The organism is Pseudonocardia sp. (assembly GCF_050250275.1).
GTDB lineage: Bacteria > Actinomycetota > Actinomycetes > Mycobacteriales > Pseudonocardiaceae > Pseudonocardia.
The window spans coordinates 182,285-201,217 of record NZ_JBFWOY010000005.1 but is presented as its reverse complement, the minus strand read 5'-3'; the positions used below and the strand labels follow the sequence as shown (position 1 = coordinate 201,217).

At 73.9% G+C, this 18,933-nt stretch carries 21 protein-coding genes; 10 read left to right on the top strand and 11 right to left on the bottom strand.

Annotation, left to right across the window (positions count from 1 at the left end; genetic code table 11):
• Window positions 1-116: 116 nt before the first annotated feature.
• Complete coding sequence (locus tag AB7F12_RS07495) at window positions 117-419, top strand: hypothetical protein (RefSeq protein ID WP_428501130.1); 303 nt, start codon at window positions 117-119, stop codon at window positions 417-419.
• 9 nt (window positions 420-428) lie between these two features.
• On the opposite strand, the gene AB7F12_RS07490 is transcribed toward AB7F12_RS07495, so the two are convergent.
• Window positions 429-1,586, bottom strand: coding sequence for a hypothetical protein (locus AB7F12_RS07490; RefSeq protein WP_428501131.1), 1,158 nt, complete (start codon window positions 1,584-1,586; stop codon window positions 429-431).
• 265 nt (window positions 1,587-1,851) lie between these two features.
• Here AB7F12_RS07490 and AB7F12_RS07485 point away from each other — a divergent pair, with 265 nt between their 5' ends.
• Window positions 1,852-3,117, top strand: a complete 1,266-nt coding sequence (locus tag AB7F12_RS07485; RefSeq protein ID WP_428501132.1) for an aspartate kinase — start codon at window positions 1,852-1,854, stop codon at window positions 3,115-3,117.
• Window positions 3,114-4,187, top strand: a complete 1,074-nt coding sequence (locus tag AB7F12_RS07480; protein ID WP_428501133.1) for an aspartate-semialdehyde dehydrogenase — start codon at window positions 3,114-3,116, stop codon at window positions 4,185-4,187. The genes AB7F12_RS07485 and AB7F12_RS07480 overlap by 4 nt, the downstream gene beginning before the upstream one ends.
• A gap of 7 nt (window positions 4,188-4,194) precedes the next feature.
• On the opposite strand, the gene AB7F12_RS07475 is transcribed toward AB7F12_RS07480, so the two are convergent.
• The gene (locus AB7F12_RS07475; RefSeq protein ID WP_428501134.1) at window positions 4,195-5,358 is read right to left on the bottom strand and encodes a hypothetical protein; all 1,164 of its coding nucleotides are present in this window, start codon (window positions 5,356-5,358) and stop codon (window positions 4,195-4,197) included.
• Window positions 5,359-5,453: 95 nt separating this feature from the next.
• Here AB7F12_RS07475 and AB7F12_RS07470 point away from each other — a divergent pair, with 95 nt between their 5' ends.
• Window positions 5,454-5,963 carry a beta-class carbonic anhydrase gene (locus AB7F12_RS07470; protein WP_428501135.1) on the top strand — a complete coding sequence of 170 codons (510 nt, stop codon included), beginning with the start codon at window positions 5,454-5,456 and terminating at the stop codon, window positions 5,961-5,963.
• Between the two features lie 306 nt (window positions 5,964-6,269).
• Complete coding sequence (gene arsC, locus AB7F12_RS07465) at window positions 6,270-6,629, top strand: arsenate reductase (glutaredoxin) (protein ID WP_428501136.1); 360 nt, start codon at window positions 6,270-6,272, stop codon at window positions 6,627-6,629.
• 19 nt (window positions 6,630-6,648) lie between these two features.
• Here the strand turns inward: arsC and AB7F12_RS07460 are convergent, their stop codons facing one another.
• From AB7F12_RS07460 to AB7F12_RS07450, 3 genes are all read right to left on the bottom strand, one after another.
• Window positions 6,649-7,710 (bottom strand): GNAT family N-acetyltransferase, encoded by a 1,062-nt coding sequence (locus AB7F12_RS07460; RefSeq protein ID WP_428501137.1) that lies wholly within the window; start codon window positions 7,708-7,710, stop codon window positions 6,649-6,651.
• 150 nt (window positions 7,711-7,860) lie between these two features.
• A complete protein-coding gene (locus tag AB7F12_RS07455) occupies window positions 7,861-9,699 on the bottom strand; it encodes an alpha/beta fold hydrolase (protein ID WP_428517889.1) in 1,839 nt (612 codons plus the stop codon).
• 17 nt (window positions 9,700-9,716) lie between these two features.
• Entirely contained in the window at window positions 9,717-10,634 is a 918-nt protein-coding gene (locus AB7F12_RS07450; RefSeq protein WP_428501139.1) for a cation diffusion facilitator family transporter, read from the bottom strand.
• Between the two features lie 70 nt (window positions 10,635-10,704).
• On the opposite strand from AB7F12_RS07450, the gene AB7F12_RS07445 reads away from it, so the two are divergent.
• Window positions 10,705-11,160 (top strand): DUF1707 SHOCT-like domain-containing protein, encoded by a 456-nt coding sequence (locus AB7F12_RS07445; protein WP_428501140.1) that lies wholly within the window; start codon window positions 10,705-10,707, stop codon window positions 11,158-11,160.
• Between the two features lie 58 nt (window positions 11,161-11,218).
• Here AB7F12_RS07445 and AB7F12_RS07440 read toward each other — a convergent pair whose 3' ends face one another.
• On the bottom strand, window positions 11,219-11,797 hold the full coding sequence (locus tag AB7F12_RS07440; RefSeq protein ID WP_428499113.1) for a TetR family transcriptional regulator: 579 nt from the start codon (window positions 11,795-11,797) through the stop codon (window positions 11,219-11,221).
• Between the two features lie 62 nt (window positions 11,798-11,859).
• Between AB7F12_RS07440 and AB7F12_RS07435 the strand changes: the two genes are divergently transcribed.
• Complete coding sequence (locus AB7F12_RS07435) at window positions 11,860-12,453, top strand: GNAT family N-acetyltransferase (RefSeq protein WP_428499112.1); 594 nt, start codon at window positions 11,860-11,862, stop codon at window positions 12,451-12,453.
• Here the strand turns inward: AB7F12_RS07435 and AB7F12_RS07430 are convergent.
• Together AB7F12_RS07430 and AB7F12_RS07425 are read right to left on the bottom strand one after the other, a co-directional pair.
• Window positions 12,417-13,643: an RNA polymerase sigma factor gene (locus AB7F12_RS07430; RefSeq protein ID WP_428499111.1), complete on the bottom strand. Its 1,227-nt coding sequence runs from the start codon at window positions 13,641-13,643 to the stop codon at window positions 12,417-12,419. The genes AB7F12_RS07435 and AB7F12_RS07430 overlap by 37 nt on opposite strands.
• Window positions 13,640-13,999, bottom strand: coding sequence for a YciI family protein (locus tag AB7F12_RS07425; RefSeq protein WP_428499115.1), 360 nt, complete (start codon window positions 13,997-13,999; stop codon window positions 13,640-13,642). Before AB7F12_RS07425 ends, AB7F12_RS07430 begins: the two co-directional genes overlap by 4 nt.
• 171 nt (window positions 14,000-14,170) lie before the next feature.
• Here AB7F12_RS07425 and AB7F12_RS07420 point away from each other — a divergent pair, with 171 nt between their 5' ends.
• The 3 genes from AB7F12_RS07420 to AB7F12_RS07410 all read left to right on the top strand — a co-directional run bounded on the left by AB7F12_RS07420 (window position 14,171) and on the right by AB7F12_RS07410 (window position 16,564).
• Window positions 14,171-14,836, top strand: coding sequence for a dihydrofolate reductase family protein (locus AB7F12_RS07420; protein ID WP_428499110.1), 666 nt, complete (start codon window positions 14,171-14,173; stop codon window positions 14,834-14,836).
• Between the two features lie 64 nt (window positions 14,837-14,900).
• Window positions 14,901-15,641 carry a phosphate/phosphite/phosphonate ABC transporter substrate-binding protein gene (locus AB7F12_RS07415; RefSeq protein WP_428499109.1) on the top strand — a complete coding sequence of 247 codons (741 nt, stop codon included), beginning with the start codon at window positions 14,901-14,903 and terminating at the stop codon, window positions 15,639-15,641.
• Between the two features lie 206 nt (window positions 15,642-15,847).
• Complete coding sequence (locus AB7F12_RS07410; protein ID WP_428516308.1) at window positions 15,848-16,564, top strand: TIGR00266 family protein; 717 nt, start codon at window positions 15,848-15,850, stop codon at window positions 16,562-16,564.
• A gap of 2 nt (window positions 16,565-16,566) precedes the next feature.
• On the opposite strand, the gene AB7F12_RS07405 is transcribed toward AB7F12_RS07410, so the two are convergent.
• The 3 genes from AB7F12_RS07405 to AB7F12_RS07395 all read right to left on the bottom strand — a co-directional run bounded on the left by AB7F12_RS07405 (window position 16,567) and on the right by AB7F12_RS07395 (window position 18,880).
• On the bottom strand, window positions 16,567-17,091 hold the full coding sequence (locus AB7F12_RS07405) for a class I SAM-dependent methyltransferase (RefSeq protein WP_428499107.1): 525 nt from the start codon (window positions 17,089-17,091) through the stop codon (window positions 16,567-16,569).
• Window positions 17,092-17,221: 130 nt separating this feature from the next.
• Window positions 17,222-18,223, bottom strand: a complete 1,002-nt coding sequence (locus AB7F12_RS07400) for a MerR family transcriptional regulator (RefSeq protein ID WP_428499106.1) — start codon at window positions 18,221-18,223, stop codon at window positions 17,222-17,224.
• Window positions 18,224-18,229: 6 nt separating this feature from the next.
• Window positions 18,230-18,880: a HEAT repeat domain-containing protein gene (locus tag AB7F12_RS07395; RefSeq protein WP_428499105.1), complete on the bottom strand. Its 651-nt coding sequence runs from the start codon at window positions 18,878-18,880 to the stop codon at window positions 18,230-18,232.
• Between the last annotated feature and the right edge of the window lie 53 nt (window positions 18,881-18,933).

Here is an 18,933-nt window from a genome sequence, read left to right as displayed (position 1 = left end):
GGGGTGAGCGGGGGTGGCGGGTCGCCCGGTACCTGATCGGTCGGCCGCGCCGCCCGGTCCGCGGGGCGCGGTCGTGTCAGGATGGCCGGGCGGTCACCGAGCGGGCGGAGGGGACGATGGCGGTTGGCACCTCGGCGCGCCGCGGCGCGGCCATGTTGGCCACGGCACTGCGGATCGTGGGCATGGTAATCGTCGCGGTCCTCGTGCTGCACATCGTGCTGACGTTGCTGGACGCGAACCCGGCGAACGGCCTGACGGAGTTCGTCTCGGACGTCGCGGGCCGGCTCACCCTGGGCCTGGACGACCTGTTCCTGCCCGACGAGCCGAAGCTGCGGGTCACGCTGAACTACGGCGTGGCGGCGGCGGTCTGGTGGCTGATCACGGCGGTCGCCGTCAGGCTGGTCCGGCGCATCGCCTGAGCGGCGGGGTCAGATCGCGGCCGGCCAGATGGCGACGGCGTACCCGCCGAACCACGCCGACGCCAGCACCACCCCGACGAGGGTGCCGACGGCGGCGACGCGGTGCCGCTCGGTGAACGTCGCCAGCGCGACGGCCACGGGGATCAGCAGCGTGAACGCGGGCAGCAGCAGCCGCGCCTTCGACGCCATCACCCCGGCGCTGCCGACGTCCATCGCGACGACGATCGCGCCGTAGCAGTAGAGGGTCCACGGCAGGGCGGCCGCGGCGGCTTCGCGCAGCCCGACGACGAGGAGGACGGCCGCGCCGGCGAGGGCGACGATCGTGCCCACCTCGAAGATCGAGGGCCCGGACGCGAGGACCGACCCGGCCCAGCGCAGGGTGGCCTGGCCGCCGTCGACGCGGGAGCCCCAGCCGACGGCCTGCAGTGTGAACCACCCGGTGGGGGAGCCGGTGCGGGCGCCGACCCAGGCCAGGTAGCCGAGCAGTCCGACGGGGGCGAGGGCGATCGCGGCCCAGGGCCGGGCGCCGTCCTCACGCCGGTACACGGCGACGGCGGCGGCCGCGACGACGACGATCAGCAGCGCCCATGCCGTCGGCCGGACGAGCCCGGCGGCGAGGCAGCAGGCGCCGGCGGCGGTCCAGCGCCGTTCGAGCAGGAAGACGAGGCACCAGGCGGCGCCGGCGCAGAACAGGGCTTCGGAGTAGGCCATCGAGAGCACGACGGCCATGGGGGCCGAGGCGAACAGCGCCACCAGGATCAGCCCGGCGCGGGCGGAGCCGCCGGGCACGGCGCGACCGAGCCGGGCGATGCCGTAGGCGGCGACGACGCCCGCGCCGACCGTCACGACGATCGCGGCGGCCAGCATCGGCATGCCCGTCACGAACCGGACCGTGGCCACGACCGCGGGATAGCCGGGGAAGAACGCGAGGGGGGTCGCGGCGGTGCGGCCGCCGCTGGCGTCGACGAGGCCGAGGGGGACGTCGCCGTACCAGCCCTGGGCGATGCCGAGGAACCAGTGGCCGTCCCAGGCGTCGAGCCGGTCGTCGAGGCGGTCTCCGTTGGCGCCGACGAGGAGCACGAGGACCGCGCTGGAGAAGGCGCGGACGGCGAGGTAGACCACGGCCGGGGCCAGCGCGGCGCGCAGCACGGCGGCCTGGGGGAGCACGGGGAGGGCGATCGTCGTGACCCCTCGACGCCCCCGGGATGCGGACGTGTCCGGACTCACGGCGGGCCCTGGCACGCCCCGCGAGCGGCGGCGGGGCACCGCCGGTGTCTGTGGCATCGGTCATCGAGGTTAACGGCGCAGCTCGGCGCCGGTAGGCTGGGCTCCCGACCAGGCCTGCGGGCGGTCGGGAGAGCGTGCCGACCGGTCCGGGTGCCCAGCCCAGCGCAACGTCGTCGTGAGAGCGGCGCCAGGACAGGAGGACGGCGTGGCCCTCGTCGTGCAGAAGTACGGCGGCTCGTCGGTTCAGGACGCGGACCGGATCAAGAAGGTCGCCGAGCGGATCGTCCGGACGCGCAAAGAGGGCCACGACGTCGTGGTCGTCGTCTCCGCCATGGGGGACACGACCGACGAGCTGACGGACCTCGCCGAGCAGGTCTCGCCCGCGCCGCCGGCCCGTGAGATGGACATGCTGCTCACCGCGGGGGAGCGCATCTCCAATGCGCTCGTCGCGATGGCGATCCACTCGCTGGGGGCCGAGGCCCGCTCGTTCACCGGTTCGCAGGCCGGGATGCTCACCACCTCGAAGCACGGGGACGCGCGCATCGTCCAGGTCAACCCCGGCCGGCTGCGCAGCGCGCTCGACGAGGGCTCGATCGTCCTCGTCGCCGGTTTCCAGGGGATGAGCGAGGACTCCAAGGACATCACGACGCTGGGTCGCGGCGGGTCGGACACGACCGCGGTCGCGCTGGCGGCGGCGCTGCAGGCCGACGTCTGCGAGATCTACACGGATGTCGACGGAATCTTCTCCGCCGATCCGCGGATCGTCCCGGACGCCGCGCACCTCGACACGGTGACGTACGAGGAGATGCTGGAGATGGCGGCGTCCGGCGCGAAGGTGCTGCACCTGCGTGCTGTGGAGTACGCCCGCCGCTACAACGTGCCGCTGCGGGTGCGCAGCTCGTACAACGACAAGCCGGGGACGCTGGTCGCCGGTTCGATCGAGGAGATTCCGTTGGAGAACCCGATCCTGACCGGGGTCGCGCACGACCGTTCCGAGGCGAAGATCACCGTCATGGGCGTGCCCGACACGCCCGGCATGGCGGCCCGGATCTTCCGCACGGTCGCCGATGCCGAGATCAACATCGACATGGTGCTGCAGAACATCTCCCACGAGTCCGTCGGCACCACCGACATCACGTTCACGTTGCCGCGCAGCGACGGCCCGCGTGCCGTCGCCGCGCTGGAGGCGGGCAAGACCGACGTCGGCTTCGACGAGATCGTGTACGACCCGGAGGTCGGCAAGGTGTCGCTGGTGGGCGCGGGCATGCGCAACCACCCCGGCGTCACCGCCACGTTCTGCGAGGCGCTCTCCAACGCGGGCGTGAACATCGAGACCATGAACACCTCCGAGATCCGCATCTCGGTCATCTGCCGGGCCGACCAGCTCGACGGCGCCGTCCGTGCCCTGCACGAGGCGTTCGAGCTCGGTGGGGCCGAGGAGGCCGTGGTGTACGCGGGGACCGGGCGATGACCGCCGCGGGGAGGGGCCCGGTCGTCGCGATCGTCGGCGCCACCGGGGCCGTCGGCACCACGATGATCGACATCATCGACGCCCGCGAGACCGTGCCGTGGAGCGAGATCCGGCTCGTCGCGTCGGCCCGCTCCGCGGGCAAGGTGCTGAAGGTGCGCGGCGAGGACGTCACCGTGCGGCTGCTCGAGGCCGAGGTGTTCGACGGCGTCGACATCGCCCTGTTCGACGTGCCCGACGAGGTCAGCGCCGAGTGGGCGCCGATCGCGGCGGCGCGGGGTGCGGTGGCCGTCGACAACTCCGGCGCGTTCCGGATGGACCCCGACGTGCCGCTCGTGGTGCCGGAGGTCAACGCGGACAAGGCGGCTGACCGGCCCAAGGGCATCATCGCCAACCCCAACTGCACGACGCTGTCGATGATGGCCGCGATGGGTGCGTTGCACCGGGAGTTCGGGCTGGAGGCGCTGGTCGTGGCCTCCTACCAGGCGGCGTCGGGCGCGGGTCAGCCCGGCATCGACCGGCTCCAGGCGGAGCTGTCGGCCGTCGCGGGCAAGGATCTCGGTCAGAAGGCCGGCGACGTCGCGGCCGCGCTGGCCGAGGCCGGGCTGCCCGACGACTCGCCGTTCCCGGCACCGCTGGCGCTCAACGTCGTGCCGTGGGCCGGGTCGGTGAAGGACGACGGCTGGTCGTCGGAGGAGCTGAAGGTCCGCAACGAGTCGCGCAAGATCCTCGGCATCCCCGACCTGAAGGTGTCGGCGACGTGCGTGCGCGTCCCCGTCGTCACCACCCACGCGCTCGCGGTGCATGCGACGTTCGGGCGTGAGGTCACGGTCGACGCGGCCCGCAAGGTGCTCGCGGAGCAGCCGACGATCGTGCTGCGCGACGACCCGGCCGCGGGCGAGTGGCCGACGCCGGCCGACGTCGTCGGCGACGACCCCACCTGGGTGGGCCGGATCCGGCAGGCGCTGGACTTCCCGAACACGCTCGAGCTGTTCGTGTGCGGCGACAACCTGCGCAAGGGTGCCGCGCTCAACACCTACGAGATCGCCGAGACGGTCGCGGCGTCCCTCTGACGCACGCTCAGATCGCGTACCTCCAGATGGTGAGGGAGTACGCGCCGAACCAGGCCGACGCCAGCGCCGCCACCACGACGACGGACACCGCCGTCGCGGGGCGGCGTTTGGCGAGGCCGAGGGCGATCGGCAGGAGCAGCACGAACGCGGGCAGCAGCAGCCGTGGCCGCGACGCCATGACCCCCGACGAGAGCCACACCGTGGCGACGACGGCCGACCCGTAGACGAGCAGCGGCAACGGCAGCCGCGCGGCGAACGACAGCCCGAGCAGCACGAGCACGCCGATGAGCACGATCGCCGAGACGTAGTACATGAGCGCGGCGTCGCGGGTGGTCAGGGTGGCGACGATGAACCGCACGCCGGCGGCTCCACCGTCGACCCCGCCGTTCCAGCCGCTGCTCTGCACGGTGAGCCAGCCGGCCGGGTCGCCGGTGCGGACGGCGACGAAGATCAGGTACCCGGCGATGCCGGTCACCGACAGCAGGGCGCCGACGAGCGGACGCCAGCCGTCGCGCCGCGTCGCGACCGCCACGATCGCCGCCACGACGACGGTGAGCACGAGCGCCTCCGACGTCGGCCGGACCAGCCCGGCGAGCCCGCACATCACCCCCGCGAGCAGCCAGCGCCGCTGCAGCAGCCCCACCAGCGACCACGCGGCCAGGGCGCAGAACAGCGCCTCGGTGTAGGCCATGTTGAGGGTGACGGCCATGGGGGCGGCCGCGAACAGCGCGGTCAGGAGCAGGCCGACGCGGCGTGACCCGCCGGGGACGAGCTCGCCGATCCGGGTCGTCCCGTACGCGGCGGCGATCCCGGCCAGCAGCGACACGAGCAGCGCGGCGGCCACGGTGTTGCCGCCGAGCAGCGGTGCGACGACCGTGATCGTCATCGGGTAGCCGGGGAAGAACGCGAGCGCGGTGAACGGCGTGTGATGGCCGTACCCGTCGAGCATCGTCGCGGGGACGCCGCTGTAGCCGTACTGCGCGATGGCGAGCATCCAGTCGCCGTCCCAGGCCCGGAGCCGGTCGATCGGTGAGACTCCGTGGGTGCGCGACAGCCACACCAGGGCCAGGACGCCGACGAGGCGCACGACGAGGTAGACCGCGGCCGGCGCGAGCCGCGTGGCGACGCGGGTGGGCGCGGGGGCCACCACCGGTGCGTCGGTCGCGCTCACGCAACCTCCTCGCGGGCGCTCGGACGAGCGGGGCCGGTGCCGTGCACCCCCCACGCTAACGCGCGATCACCGCGTCGCCGATAACGTTCCGGTCCGTGAGCAGCGACGAACTGATCAAGAGGTACCAGGCGGGTGGCGGCAGGCTCGCCGCGGCGGCGGCGGAGGGTGTGGCGGTCCCGCCCGCCCTCAAGACGGCGCTCGTGACGTGCATGGACTCGCGCATCAACACGTTCACCCTGTTCGGTCTCCGGCTGGGCGAGGTGCACGTGCTCCGGAACGCCGGCGGTGTCGTCACCGACGACACGATCCGGTCGTTGACGATCAGTCAGCGGCAGCTCGGCACGCGCGATGTCCTGCTCGTCCAGCACGGCGGCTGCGGCCTGTCGACGTTCACCGACGAGGACTTCTCGGAGGCGCTGGCGGCGGAGACCGGGATGCGGCCCGCGTGGCGGACCCACGCGTTCAACGACCCCATGACGAGTGTGCGCCGGGACATGGCCCAGCTGCGCCACGACCCGTTCCTGCACCCGGACACGACGGTCCGCGGGTTCGTCCTCGACATCGAGACGTTCGTGCTGGAGGAGGTCTTCCTCCCCGACGCCTGACGCGTCGGCCGCCGGGGTACCGGTCTCTATCTGAGACGGACACCACGTGCGGGGGTGGGCCCTGGTAAGCCGTGCGCATGGAGCGTCACCGGTTGGTGTGTCGGGCATGCGGCGAGACCGCGCATGTCGATCAGGTCCCGGGCATCGCCGCCCACCTCGACCCGGCCCACGCCGCCGGTTACCGGGTCGAGGCGGCGGTCGTGGTCTTCCGCGGGCTGTGCGCGTCGTGCCGGGGCGCGGACCGCGGGGTCGGGGTCGGGGCCGGTGGTCGTGTCCGGCGCTGACCGGGCGCCTACGATTCGGTTCGTGACCTCCGAGGACCGGCCCGTCGTCTGGCACAACCCGCGATGCTCGAAGAGCCGGGGCGCGCTCGCCCTGCTCGCCGAGCACGGCGTCGAGGCCGATGTGGTGCGGTATCTCGACGAGGCGCCCACCCGCGCCGACCTGGAGGACGTCCTGCGCAAGCTCGGTACCGACGACCCGCGCGCGATCGTCCGTACCGGCGAGTCCGTGTACCGCGAGCTCGGCCTGGCCGGTGCCGATCGCGACGCGCTGCTCGACGCCATGGCCGCCCACCCGATCCTCGTCGAGCGGCCGATCGTCGTCCTGGGCGACCGGGCCGTCGTCGGCAGGCCGCCGGAGAAGGTCCTCGACCTCCTCGGCTGACGGGGAGGGGCCGCGGCGTTCAGCCCGCCACGGCCGCCGTCACCAGCGGCGCCGACACGACGAGCGCGTCGCCGACGAACCGTGCCGTCGGCCGCAGTCCGGCCCGGCGCAGCAGCCGGGTCAGCCGCATGTCGCCGCCCGGGGCCGACGCGGCGAGCGTGTCGGCCCCGGCGGCCAGGGCGAGCTCGATGGCGCGGCGCACCAGTGACGTGCCGAGGCCGCGGCCCTGCCAGCCGTCCTCGACGACGACGGTGACCATCGCCTCGCCGCCGTGGTCGTCGAGTGTGACGAGCCCGACGACGCTGCCGCCGTCGATCGTGGTCGCGACCGCCGAGCGGCTGCCGTTCTCCCCGGCCAGCACGGCCTGCAGCAGGCCGGGGGCGAGCTGCGGCGACGGGTGACCGAACCGGGCGAGCCGTGTCTCCGGTGAGCAGCGCGCGTGCAGGGCGGCGACCAGCAGCGCGTCGTCGGGCGATGCGGCGCGCAGCAGCGCCTCGGTGCCGTCGCGCAGCAGCAGGACGCGGTCGTCGGTGGGGGTGCGGGCGGTCGTGGCGAGACCGAGCTGCGACGCCAGCTCCAGCAGCGCCGCCGCCCGCGACAGCTCGGTCGCGGTGAACGGCCACGCCCGCCCCAGCCGCACCTGCTGGGTGCCGACGCGCAGCGTGTGGGTGTGCGGGTGCCCGGGGGCGTCGGGGGCGACGAGCCGGGCCCGCAGCATGGTCGCGACGGCCCGCGGTGCGCTGCCGGGGTCGGCGGCGACCATGCGGGCCAGGGCGAGCGCCGTGGTCGCCGGGTCGGACAGCTCGGCGGCGTCGGCGCGCACCAGCAGGGTGCACGGGATCCCCGCCGATCCGACGGCCTCGACCAGTTCGCCCGCCTCGACGTCGTCGGGGACCTTCACGAGCAGCTCGTCGGTGATCGCGCCGTCGTCGGACGGCTCCCCGACGACGTGCAGCGCAACGATGTCGCAGCCTGCGCCGCCCACGACCGTCGCCAGCTCGCCGAGCCGTCCCGGCCGGTCCTCCAACTCCACGTGCACGCGCCACAACGTCACGTCGTCCACCCCCTCAGGCAGGTCCATCGTCGGGGGCCGATGTTTCCGGCGGGCTACACCCGGGTGACGTCACCCCGGGCGTACCGGAGGAGGGCGCTGAACGCCCCGGTACCGCGACACCTGCCCGGCGTGCGCCGGGCCACCGCCGGGACGCCGCTCGCCCCGGCCGGACGCTGTTCAGTGCCCTCCCAGGGCCCGCCGGGCGAAGTCGATCTCCGTGGCGACGTGGCGGATCGTCTGGTCGACGACGAGCGAGCCGTGCCCGGCGTCGAACCGGCTGACCTCGTAGTGGACGTCGCCGCGGGCCGCCAGCGCGTCGAGGTAGTTGTCGATCTGGCGGATGGGGCAGCGCGGGTCGTTCTCGCCGGCGAGGACGAGCACGGGTGCGCGGACGTCGCCGACGTAGGTGAGCGGGGACGCGACCCGGTAGCGGTCGGGGACCTCGTCGGGGGAGCCGCCGAACAGGGCGCGGTCGAACGCGCGCAGCTGCTCCATCTCGTCGGAGAACGCGGCGACGTAGTCGGCGACGGGGACGCCGCCGATCGCCGCGGCCCACCGCTGCGGCTGCGTCCCTGCGGCGAGCAGCGCGAGGAACCCGCCCCACGACCAGCCCTCGACGACGACCCGGGCCGGGTCGGCGGTCCCGGACGAGACGGCCCAGTCGTGGACGGCGGCGACGTCCTCCAGTTCGGTGGTGCCCGGGCGGCCCTCGATGGCGTCGCGCCACGTCGACCCGTAGCCCGTCGAGCCGCGGTAGTTGACCTCGACGACGCAGAACCCGGCGTCGACCCACGCCGCGCGCATCGCGCTGAACCGGTCCTCGTCGGCGGCGTGCGGGCCGCCGTGCAGGCTGAAGACCGTCGGATGCGGCCCGGCGCCCTCGGGTTCGGCGACGAGTGCGTGCACCTTCCCGCCGGGACCGTCGACCCACACGTCGCGTACCGGGACCGAGCCGGGTGGACGGTCCCCGGGTGGGGCGACCAGCACGCGGTCGGTGCCGTCGGGGTGCAGGGCGCGGATCGTCGGGGCCTCGGCCGCCGACGACGCCGTGTACTCGACGGTCCCGTCCGGGCGGACCTCCGCGGACCCGACCGTGCCGGGCGCGGTGGGCAGCTCGCTCAGGGTTCCGTCGAGCAGGTCGCGGCGGAACAGCCGGACCCGGCCGGCGTGGGTGTGCCACACCAGCAGCGCCGACGCGTCGGGGTAGAAGTCGGCGACCAGCTCACCCGGCAGGTCGAGGACGATCTCGGTCTCGGTGTCGGCAGCGACGTCCCAGATCAGCAGCTCCTCGCGGCCGCGGCGCTCGTGCAGCAGCAGCAGCCGCTGGTCGCCGGGGACGGGGCTGAACACCAGGGGGGTCAGCCCGAGACCCGGGCCGTCGGACTTCTCCGCGACCGCCGCGCCGTCGGACGTGCGGTGCACCCGGAGGTCGGGGTGGCGGGAGTCGCCGTGCTCGGAGTGGCTGATCGCGAGCAGTGTCTCGTCCTCGGAGAGCGCACCGACGCCCGCGTCCTCCGTCGACTCGTACACGACGGTCGCGTCGTCGACGGAGTCGTTGCGGCGCAGCCAGATGCGGCTTCCGTCGTCAGTCGAGGTGCCCGCGGCGACCAGCGTGCGGCCGATCTCCAGGCCCGCGGGGTAGCCGTCCTCGACACCGGGGATCGCGTCGGCGGGGCGGTCGGCCGCGGGCAGCCCCGCGAACGGCTCGGTGACCCAGCGGCCGAACTCGTCGCCGTCGGTGTCGTCGAACCACCAGACGTGCTCGCCGTCGGGCGGCAGCGTCGCCGAGTGGGTGCCGGCGGGGCGGCTGGTGACCTGGCGGTGCAGGCCGGTCGCACGGTCCCACGTGTGCACCTCGGTGGTCCCGCCCGCGTTCGACGTGTAGACGCAGCGGTCGGGCGCGTCCTCGGCCCACTGCGGCCGGGACATGCGGACCGCGGTGAAGCGGGCGCGCCAGCGCTGCTCGCGGGCGTCGTCGTCGAAGAGCCGGTCGGGGACGGCGGCGTCGGGGTGCACAGCTCGATCCTCCTCTGTCACCAGCTCAGCTCGTGGCACCGGGTGCGGGCGCCGGGCGGCTCGACCTGGACCGTGACGTGGGAGAGGCCGTGCCGGTCGGCGAGCAGGTCGCGGGCGGTGGACAGCACGTGGGCGGGGTCGCAGCCCTCGCCGACGCCCAGGTGCACCGAGCCGACCTCCATGCCCGAGGTCAGCGTCCAGACGTGGACGTCGTGCACGTCGTCGACGCCGTCGAGCGCGGCGAGGTCGGTGCGGACCGCGGTGACGTCGACGTGCGCGGGCGCGGCCTGTACGAGGATGCGGACGGCCTGGCGGGCCAGCGACCACGTGCGGGGCAGGACCCACACCCCGATCGCGATGGCGACGACCGGGTCGGCCCAGGTCCATCCGAACAGCAGCATCACGGCACCGGCGAGCAGGACCCCCACCGACCCGACGGTGTCGGCCAGCACCTCCAGCGAGGCGCCGCGGACGTTGATGCTCTCCTTCGCGCCCCGGCGCAGCAGGACGAGGACGACGAGGTTGGCGACGAGCCCTGCCCCGGCGGTGAGGATCAGCGCCACGCCGGGGATCTCCGGTGGCGCGGCGAACCGCCCGACGGCTTCGACGACCACCCAGACCGCGACGCCGACGAGCAGCAGCGCGTTGGCGAGCGCGGCCAGGACCTCGGCGCGGTGCAGCCCGAACGTGCGGCTGTCGGTCACGGCGGAACGTCGGGCCGCGGTGATCGCGGCCAGGGCCATCCCGATGCCGAGGACGTCGGTGAGCATGTGCCCGGCGTCGGACAGCAGGGCGAGCGAGGACGTCGCGAACCCGACGACGGCCTCCAGCGCGAGGAAGACCGTCAGGATGCCGAGGGAGATCCACAGTGCGCGGACGTGGCGCGCGGAGGCGTTCGGCGCGCCGACGTGGCCGTGGCCGTGTCCCGTTCCCATGCCGCCAACATATGCATTCATTCGCATGAGTGCAATCGAGCCTGACCGGCGCCGTGGCACGATGGCTGTCGTGAACGAGCCCGTCCCCGCCGACCGGATCCGGGTGTCCGACGCCGAGCGCAAAGCGGTGCAGGACATGCTCCTGCGCGCCCAGGGCCAGGGGCTGCTCGACATCACGGAGTACGACGAACGCGTCCAGGCCGTCTGGGCGGGCAAGACCCGCGGCGACCTGGCCCGCGTCACCGCCGACCTGCCCGACATCCCGGACACACCCGCGCAGGCCCCCGCACGGCGGACACCGGCACGACCCCGCGCGATCTTCTCCGACACCGGCGGCGGCACCGCCATGCGTGTCCTGACCATCGTCTTCAGCAGTGTGGTCGCGGTGAACGTCGTCGTCTGGGGGATCGTCAGCGTCACGAACGCCGACCTGGTCTACCCCTGGTTCGTGTGGACGGTCATCCCGCTCGTCGTGCTCGGGGTGCTCTACGTCGCCGGGATCGGCCGCCCGCGCGACGAACCCTGAGTCACCGGTCGAGGTCGGCCGTGACCCGCGCGAACGATCCGGTCGGCGCCGCCCGCCATCAGCCGCCCCCGGCGTCGGCGACGATGACACGCAACGCCTCCGCGAGGTCGCGCCCCGTCGGCGCGGCGGCAGGGTCGACCGCCCACTGTACGAGCGTCCCCAGCAGCAACGACTGGTAGAACGCACCCAGGACCCGGGTGCGTTCCTCGTCGTCCCCCGATGCATGGAAGGTCAGCGCCAGGTCCTCGCGCGTGAGGTCCGCGGCGGCGGCCAACGCCGACCGCACCTGCGGCACCCGAGGGGCCTGCGCCAGCGCCTCGACCGTCGCCGTCGTCATCCGCTCGTCGCGGGCCACACGCTCGACGACGCGTTCCCACGTGCGCTCGAACCTGTCCAACGGGCCGGCCCCCGCAACGGCCGGGGCGTCGGTCAGCGCCTGGTCGACCGCGGCCGCGCACGCCGCCGTCGACGCGACCAGGGCGGCGGCCAGCAGGGCGTCCTTGGAGCCGAAGTGGTAGCCGATCGAGGCGAGGTTCGTGCCCGAGGCGGCGACCACGTCGCGTGCCGACGTCCGGCCCCAGCCCTTGTCGTGCAGGCATTCCTGCGCGCCCGCCAACAGCTCCTCGCGGTGACCCACATGATCAGCCTAACGTCGGTCTCATACGCCCGTACACGAACGCGGGCGGGTACCGTCCGGACGTGTCCGAGCACAGCGTCCGGCCCGCCCGGCCCGCCGACGTCACGCGCCTCATCGAGATCGAGGACGCCGCCGGGGAGCGGTTCCGCGAGATCGGCATGGATGCCGTCGCCGACGACCCGTCACCGAGCCCCGACGAGATGTTCCGGCTCGTCGCGGCAGGCGTCATCCGCGTCGTCGACATCGACGGCCGGGTCGCCGGCTACCTGCAGGCCGAGGTCGTCGACGACTGCGCCCACATCCAACAGGTCTCCGTCGACCCCGTCCACATCGGACTTCGCGTCGGCCGTGCCCTCCTCGACGACAACTCCGAACGCGCCCTCGCCGCCGGGCTCGCGGCGGTCACCCTCACGACCTACGTCGACGTGCCCTGGAACGCGCCGTACTACGGCCGTCGCGGGTTCCGGGTCCTGACCGCCGACGAGATCACGCCGGGCCTCGCCGCGCTGCGCGCCGAGGAGACCCGCCGCGGCCTCGACCGCTGGCCCCGCTGCTGCATGCGTCTCGACCTGCGGCAGCCCACCCCGCACGTCCCGTGGGCCCCGGCCGGGGCCGCGCCTCACGACCCCGCTCCCGCGGCGCGGGACTCCAGATAACGCCGCTCCGGAAGGCTCGTCGTGAGCCGCGCCGCCTCCCGGTAGGCGGCCCGGGCCTCGTCCCGTGCACCCGCCATCTCCAGCAGGTGGCCCCGCACGGCGTGCCAGCGGTGGTGCGCGGTCATGCGGTCGTCGGAGCGCAGGGTGTCGAGGACGTCGAGACCCGCGTCCGGTCCCTCGGCCATCGCGACCGCCACCGCCCGGTTCAACGTGACCATCGGGTTCGGCTCGACCCGCGCCAGCACCCGGTACAGCGCCACGATCTGCGGCCAGTCCGTGTCCTGCGCGCGGGCAGCCTCGTCGTGCACCGCGGCGATCGTCGCCTGCACGAGATAGGGACCCGGCGGGTGCCGCGTCAACGCGGCGCTCACCAGCGCGACACCCTCGTCGATCATGGAGCGGTCCCACCGCGACCGGTCCTGCTCGGCCAGGGGCACCAGCGCACCCGAGGCATCGGCCCGCGCCGCCCGCCGCGCATCCGTGAGCAGCATCAACGCCAGCAACCCCGCCGACTCGCCCTCGTCCGGCGTCAGCCGGTGCAGCTCCCGGGCCAACCGCACCGCCTCCGCCGTGAGGTCGGTGCGTTGCAACGACTCCCCGGCCGACGCCGTGTACCCCTCGTTGAACACGAGGTACAGCACCTGCCGGACCGCCGCCAGCCGTGCCCCGAGCTCCGCGGGCGGCGGCATCGAGAAGTGTGCGCCCGCCGACCTGATCCGCTGCTTCCCGCGGCTGATCCGCTGCGCCATCGTCGCCTCCGGCACCAGGAACGCCGCCGCGATCTCCGCCGTCGTCAACCCGCCCACGGCCCGCAACGTCAACGCCACCTGCGACGGCCCGGACAGCGCCGGGTGGCAGCACAGGAACAGCAGCCGCAACGTGTCGTCGTCCTCGGGGCCGGCCGGCGTACCGGGCGGGGCCGCGGCCTCCAGCGCCACCACCGCGTCCTCCCGGGCCCGGCGTGCGCTCTCGCTGCGCCACCCGTCGGTCAGCCTCCGGGTCGCGACGGTCAGCAGCCACGCGTGCGGCCTGTCCGGGACCCCCTGCTCCGGCCACTGCGTCGCCGCCGCCAGCAACGCCTCCTGCACCGCGTCCTCACACGCGTCGAACTGCCCGTGGCGGCGCACGAGCGTGCCGAGGACCTGCGGCGCGAGACCGCGCAGCAGGTCCTCGACGACGCGCGACGTCACATCTCCGCCCCGGACTCCTGCATCACCGCACGGACCTCCATCACCCCGCCACCGAAGCGGACGTCCGGCCACGACGACGCGATCTCCACGGCCCGCTCCTGCGACGCGCAGTCCACCTCCACGTACCCGGCGAACTGCTCCTTGCTCTCCGCGAACGGCCCGTCCGTCACCGCCGGGCGGCCGTCGACACCACGGATCGTGACGGCCGTCGACGGGTCGGCGAGCGCCTGCCCGCCCACCAGCTCGCCGGTCTCCGTCAGCTCACCCATGATCCGGTCGACCTCGCCGAACAGCTCCGTGCGCTCGTCCTCGGTGAGCTCCTCCAGGAAGCCGGGACGGTTGTGGATCAGCAGCATGTACTTCACGACGAACGCTCCTCGCGGCCGGCCGCGCCCCCCGTCGGGGCGCGTCACACAGGATGGTCGGAGCCGCTGCCCCGCGCTCGACATCTTTTCTCCCGCCTCGTGTCGAGAAGCTCGTGTCGGCGCCGACCTGATGCCGACCCCGCCGACCACACGGAGGACCCGATGACCGGAAAGCTGCGCGTGAGCGTCGCCGTCTCCCTCGACGGCTACATGGCAGGCCCCGACCAGAGCCTCGACGCGCCCCTCGGCGTCGGCGGACCGCGGCTGCACGAGTGGTTCTACCCGACCCGCACCTTCCGCTCGATGGTCGGCGAGGAGGGCGGCACGACGGGTGTCGACGACCGGCACGCGATCGAGGCCGCCGCCGGGGTGGGCGCCACCATCATGGGCCGCAACATGTTCGGCCCCGTCCGCGGCGACTGGGGTGACGAGTCGTGGACCGGCTGGTGGGGTGACGACCCCGTCTACCACCACCCCGTCTTCGTGCTCACCCACCACGAGCGCGAACCCGTGGAGATGAAGGGCGGCACCACCTTCCATTTCGTCACCGGCGGCATCGAGGCCGCCCTGGAGCAGGCCCGCGCCGCCGCAGGCGACGCCGACATCCGCATCGGTGGCGGGGCGGAGACGATCCGGCAGTACCTGCGCGCCGGGCACGTCGACGCGATGCACCTCGCGGTCGTCCCCGTCCTGTTCGGGCGCGGCGCGCGGCTGCTCGACGGCGTCGACTCCGACGGATACGTCTGCACCGAGCTGGTCTCGTCCGAGAAGGTCACCCACGTCCGGTTCGAGCGGGTCGACATCGACCAGCGGCCGAACGTGACGTAACGGACCGCGGCGGCAGAGCGACTCCGCCCGTGGCCACAGGTGGCGCCACGATCCGGGGGAATCCATGGGCGGCTCGTCGACGTTCGTCCTCGACGCCAATCTCGGGCTGACCGTCGGGGAGGCGCCCTGGGTGGGCTTCCTCGCCGCCGCCGGGATCGTCGCCGAGCCCTCGACCGACCTGGCCGCCATCGACGGCGAGCTCGCCCGCCACGGCGCCGACCTCGGGTTCGTCCCCGCGGCCGACTATCACCGGTTCGCCGACGACCCCGCCTACCGCGGCCTCGCGATCGCGACGTCGTCGCGCACCGGGGAGCCGGTGCAGTCGTCGGTGCTGGTCGTACGCGCCGACGATCCCGCGACCTCCACCGCCGACCTCGACGGCGCCACGCTCGGCTACGTCAACACGTCCTGCTCGTCGTCCTGGTTCGCGCCCGCCCTGCTCACCCGCCGGTACGACCGTCGCGTGGCCGAGTTCTTCACGCCGGTCCTCGTGCCGCCGTGGCAGCCGCAGATCGACGCCGTCGTCGCCGGCCGGACGCGGGCCACGACCGTCCTGGAGGACGTGTGGGCGGCGAACCCCGGGAACGCGGCGACGACGCGGATCGTCGACCGGGTCGAGGGGCTCGCCCCGCCGGTGGTCGTCGCCCGCGACACCGTCGACGACGATCTCGCTGCGGCCGTCGTCGACCAGCTTCTCGCCTGGACGCCGCCCCCCGGCGCGATCTACGGGCCGTTCGTCGCCTACGACGCGTCCTATGTGGCGCCGTTCTTCGCGATGCTCGCGAGCCTGCCGGCCGACCCCTGAACCGTCGGTGGCCCGCGGCCGGAGCGGCGCCGGCCCCACCTGCTCGGCCGGCTCGCCGTGCCGCGGCTGCCGCCACCCCGCTGCTGCTGCCCCGCAACGTCGCGGCGGTCGCCGCCGGGGGCGGCCACTGCGGACACAACTGTGGACGGCGCGTGCCCGGCCGCTCTACGGTTCCTCTCCCACGACGCCGACGACGGGACACCGCGGTGCAGACACGCACGATCGGAACCACGATGCCGGTCCTGGAGGTCTCGCTCGGACCGGGTGAGCGCATCACCGCCGAGGGCGGCGAGGTGTCCTGGTACACCCCGGGGCTGCAGCTGGAGACGTCGACACGGTTCGGCTCCGGCGGCCGCGGCGGCTTCATGAGCGGCCTCAAACGCGCCCTCGGCGGCGGCCAGCTGTTCCTGACCGAGTACACCGCGCCCGGCGGGGGGATGGTCGCCTTCGCCGCGCGCATGCCCGGCGTCTTCCGGGAGCTGACCATCGACCCCGCCGACGAGTTCATGGTCCAGTCGGGCAGCTACGTCGCCAGCACCAGTGACGTCGAAGTCTCCGTCGCGCTGCAGAAACGGCTGGGCGCGGGCATCTTCGGAGGTGCGGGGCTCGTCTTCCAGAAGCTGTCGGGCAACGGCACCGCGTGGGTCGAGCTGTCCGGCGAGATCGTCGAGTACGACCTGGGGCCCACCGAGTCGATGATCGTCCACCCCGGACACCTGGCCCTGTTCACCGCGGGAATGGACCTCCAGTTCGCCACGGTGAAGGGCGTCAAGAACAAGTTCCTGGGCGACTCGCTGCTCATGGCCGAGATCCGCGGACCCGGGCACATGTGGCTGCAGTCGATGACCGCGGCCAAGCTCGCCGCCGCGATCGAGCCGTACCTGCCCGACAAGTCCGGCGGCGGCAACAACAACGACAGCTGAGCTCAGGCCGCCGAGCTGATCGGCCTGCGGCACAGCAGGACACCCGCCGGCGGCAGGTTCCGCCACACCGTGCGGCCGTCCACGACCTCGTCGAAGTGCTCGTCGAGCAGCCGACGGAACCGGCGCGCGCCCGACAGGCCCGCCGCGTGCCGGTACGCGAACGTCGTGAACGCGCCGTCGCGGGCCAGGACGTCACGCACCGCGCCCAGGATGGCGCGCTGGCGGGCCTCGTCGAACAGCGACCACGGCAGGCCGCTGACCACGGCGTCGACCGGAGCGTCGACGATCGTGCGCAGGTCGGCGGCGTCGCCGAGCACGATCTCGGAGTCGGGGAACCTCCCCCGCAGGTGGCGGGCGAAGCCCTCGTCGATCTCGACCGCGAGATGGCGGCCGTCGCCGGGCAGGCGGCGGGCGACGGCGCGGCTGACCGTCCCCGACCCGGGCCCGAGTTCCGCGACGAACGGGGAGCCCGTGCGGGGGACGACTGCTGCCAGAGCGTCCGCGAGCCGGCGACCGCTGGGAGCCACGGCGCCGACGAGCTGAGGTCTCCGTGCGACCGCGCCGACGAATACGGACAGATCTCGGGAGGACACCCCACCAGCGTCCCAGGAAAAGGGTCCGGACGCGGAACAGTCCGGCGCAAGATCGTGACAGTCGTCACAGCGCGTCGCGCAGAGTCGCTACGTACGTCGCAGTGGCGGCGACGCCCGGGTCGTCGTCGCCCACGAGCCCGGCCAGCGCCCGCGCGGCCACGGGGCCCGGAATCCCCGCGAACGCCTGCGTCAGCCGGCGCCGCGTTCCCGCGTCGAGGCCGTCGTCGGCGAGCCGGTCGACGAGCATCGTCGCGATCGGGTCCGCGGCGCCCGGCGCCGCCGCGAGGACGCCCAGCGCGTCGGCGGCGTCGACGTCGTCGACCCCGGCCACGACCATGTCGACGAGCGTCGCAGCGGTCCCCGTGTCGCCGCGGCTCCCCAGCAGGAGGGCGGCACGCCGCCGGACGACCAGGTCGTCGCTCGCGAGCGCGCCGCGCAGCACCGGCGTCGCCGCCTCCTCGGGGAGCTCCGCGACGGCCTCGACGGCGCGCCTGCGCACGTCGGCGTCGGGGGAGGAGAGGGCATCGGCCAGGAGCGCGAGCCCTCCTGTGCCGGACCGCTCCAACGCCCACCGCAGCGCGCCCGCGACATTCGGGTCGGTCTCGCTCAACGCGGCCTCGACCAGCGCCTCCACCGGGACGGCGGCGTCGTCGGCCGAGAGCGCGGCCCGCTGCCGACGCCCCGCGCTGGCCGAACCCAACCCCTGCAGCAATGCGATGACCTGCAGGACCTCCTCCCAGCCGACGGGCTCGGCCGCGCTGATCCGGTGCAGCCGCGTCAGCAGCTCCGTCTCCCGCGCGATCCGCTCCCGGGTCCGGGCGACGAGATCGTCGACCAGCGCCGCCGGCGCGAACCCCGGATCGTCGAGTGCGCGCCCGACCTCACGCAGCGACAGGCCCAACGACCGCAGGATCTCGATGTGCAGGATCCGCCGGATGTCCTCCTCCGAGTACTCCCGGTAGCCGGCACCGGTCCGGCCCGTCGGCCGCGCGAGACCGAGGGAGTCGTAGTGGCGCAACATGCGCGCACTGACCCCGGACCGGCGGGCCACGTCGCCGATCAGCACCGTCGATCACCTCTCCGGGGTCTGTCCGCCCAAGGCCACCACACGCTTCGCCTCCTCGACCGCCTGCGCGGAACCCGCCTCCGGGTCGCGCAGGAGCCGTTGCGTGGCAACGGCATGGTGCCGCACCCGCGGCTCGGCAGCCGACTCCGCCACGTGCAGCAACGGCAGACCCACCTCACCGAGCGAGATCAACGCCCGGCTCAGGCTCAGCTGCACCTCCGGACCGCCGCGCCCGAGCTGGGTCACCAGCACCGCGGCCAGCGCCGCCCGCTCGCCCTCGGGCGCGAGCCCGGCAGCCGTCCGCCAGGCGGCGCGGGCCACCTCGTCGTCGGCGTCGGTCAGCAGCTCACGGGTGACGGCCGGGAACGTCCGCGGGTCCTTGATCTTCGACAGTGTGTGCAGGGCCTGGCTGCGCGCCTGCGCCCTCCCCGAGCGCAGCTGTGCGACGACGAGCGGCACCGTCGACGCCGCCGGCTGCCGGATCAACGCCCACGTGAGCATGTCGCGCACCGAGAACTCCGGCTCCACCGCGCACCGCGCCAGCAACGTCGACAGGTAGGCGGGATCCGGGGTGGTGCCCGCCGCCAGGGCCGCACGTAGCCGCACCGACGCGTCACCGTGCTCCAGGGCTCGGGCGAGCGTCTCCTGTGGGGTCATCGCGACCACCTCCTCGACCCCAGTCCAGACCCTGACACCGTGTCAAGGTCAAG

What these genes read in the sequence shown, in the direction of transcription:
- AB7F12_RS07495 (WP_428501130.1), top strand. Translation starts at nt 117, where the DNA reads ATGGCGGTTGGCACCTCGGCGCGCCGCGGCGCGGCCATGTTGGCCACG.
- AB7F12_RS07415 (WP_428499109.1), top strand. Translation starts at nt 14,901, where the DNA reads ATGGGCGGCTCGTCGACGTTCGTCCTCGACGCCAATCTCGGGCTGACC.
- AB7F12_RS07425 (WP_428499115.1), bottom strand. Translation starts at nt 13,999, where the DNA reads ATGCTGCTGATCCACAACCGTCCCGGCTTCCTGGAGGAGCTCACCGAG.
- AB7F12_RS07450 (WP_428501139.1), bottom strand. Translation starts at nt 10,634, where the DNA reads ATGGGAACGGGACACGGCCACGGCCACGTCGGCGCGCCGAACGCCTCC.
- AB7F12_RS07420 (WP_428499110.1), top strand. Translation starts at nt 14,171, where the DNA reads ATGACCGGAAAGCTGCGCGTGAGCGTCGCCGTCTCCCTCGACGGCTAC.
- AB7F12_RS07480 (WP_428501133.1), top strand. Translation starts at nt 3,114, where the DNA reads ATGACCGCCGCGGGGAGGGGCCCGGTCGTCGCGATCGTCGGCGCCACC.
- AB7F12_RS07460 (WP_428501137.1), bottom strand. Translation starts at nt 7,710, where the DNA reads ATGGACCTGCCTGAGGGGGTGGACGACGTGACGTTGTGGCGCGTGCAC.
- AB7F12_RS07395 (WP_428499105.1), bottom strand. Translation starts at nt 18,880, where the DNA reads ATGACCCCACAGGAGACGCTCGCCCGAGCCCTGGAGCACGGTGACGCG.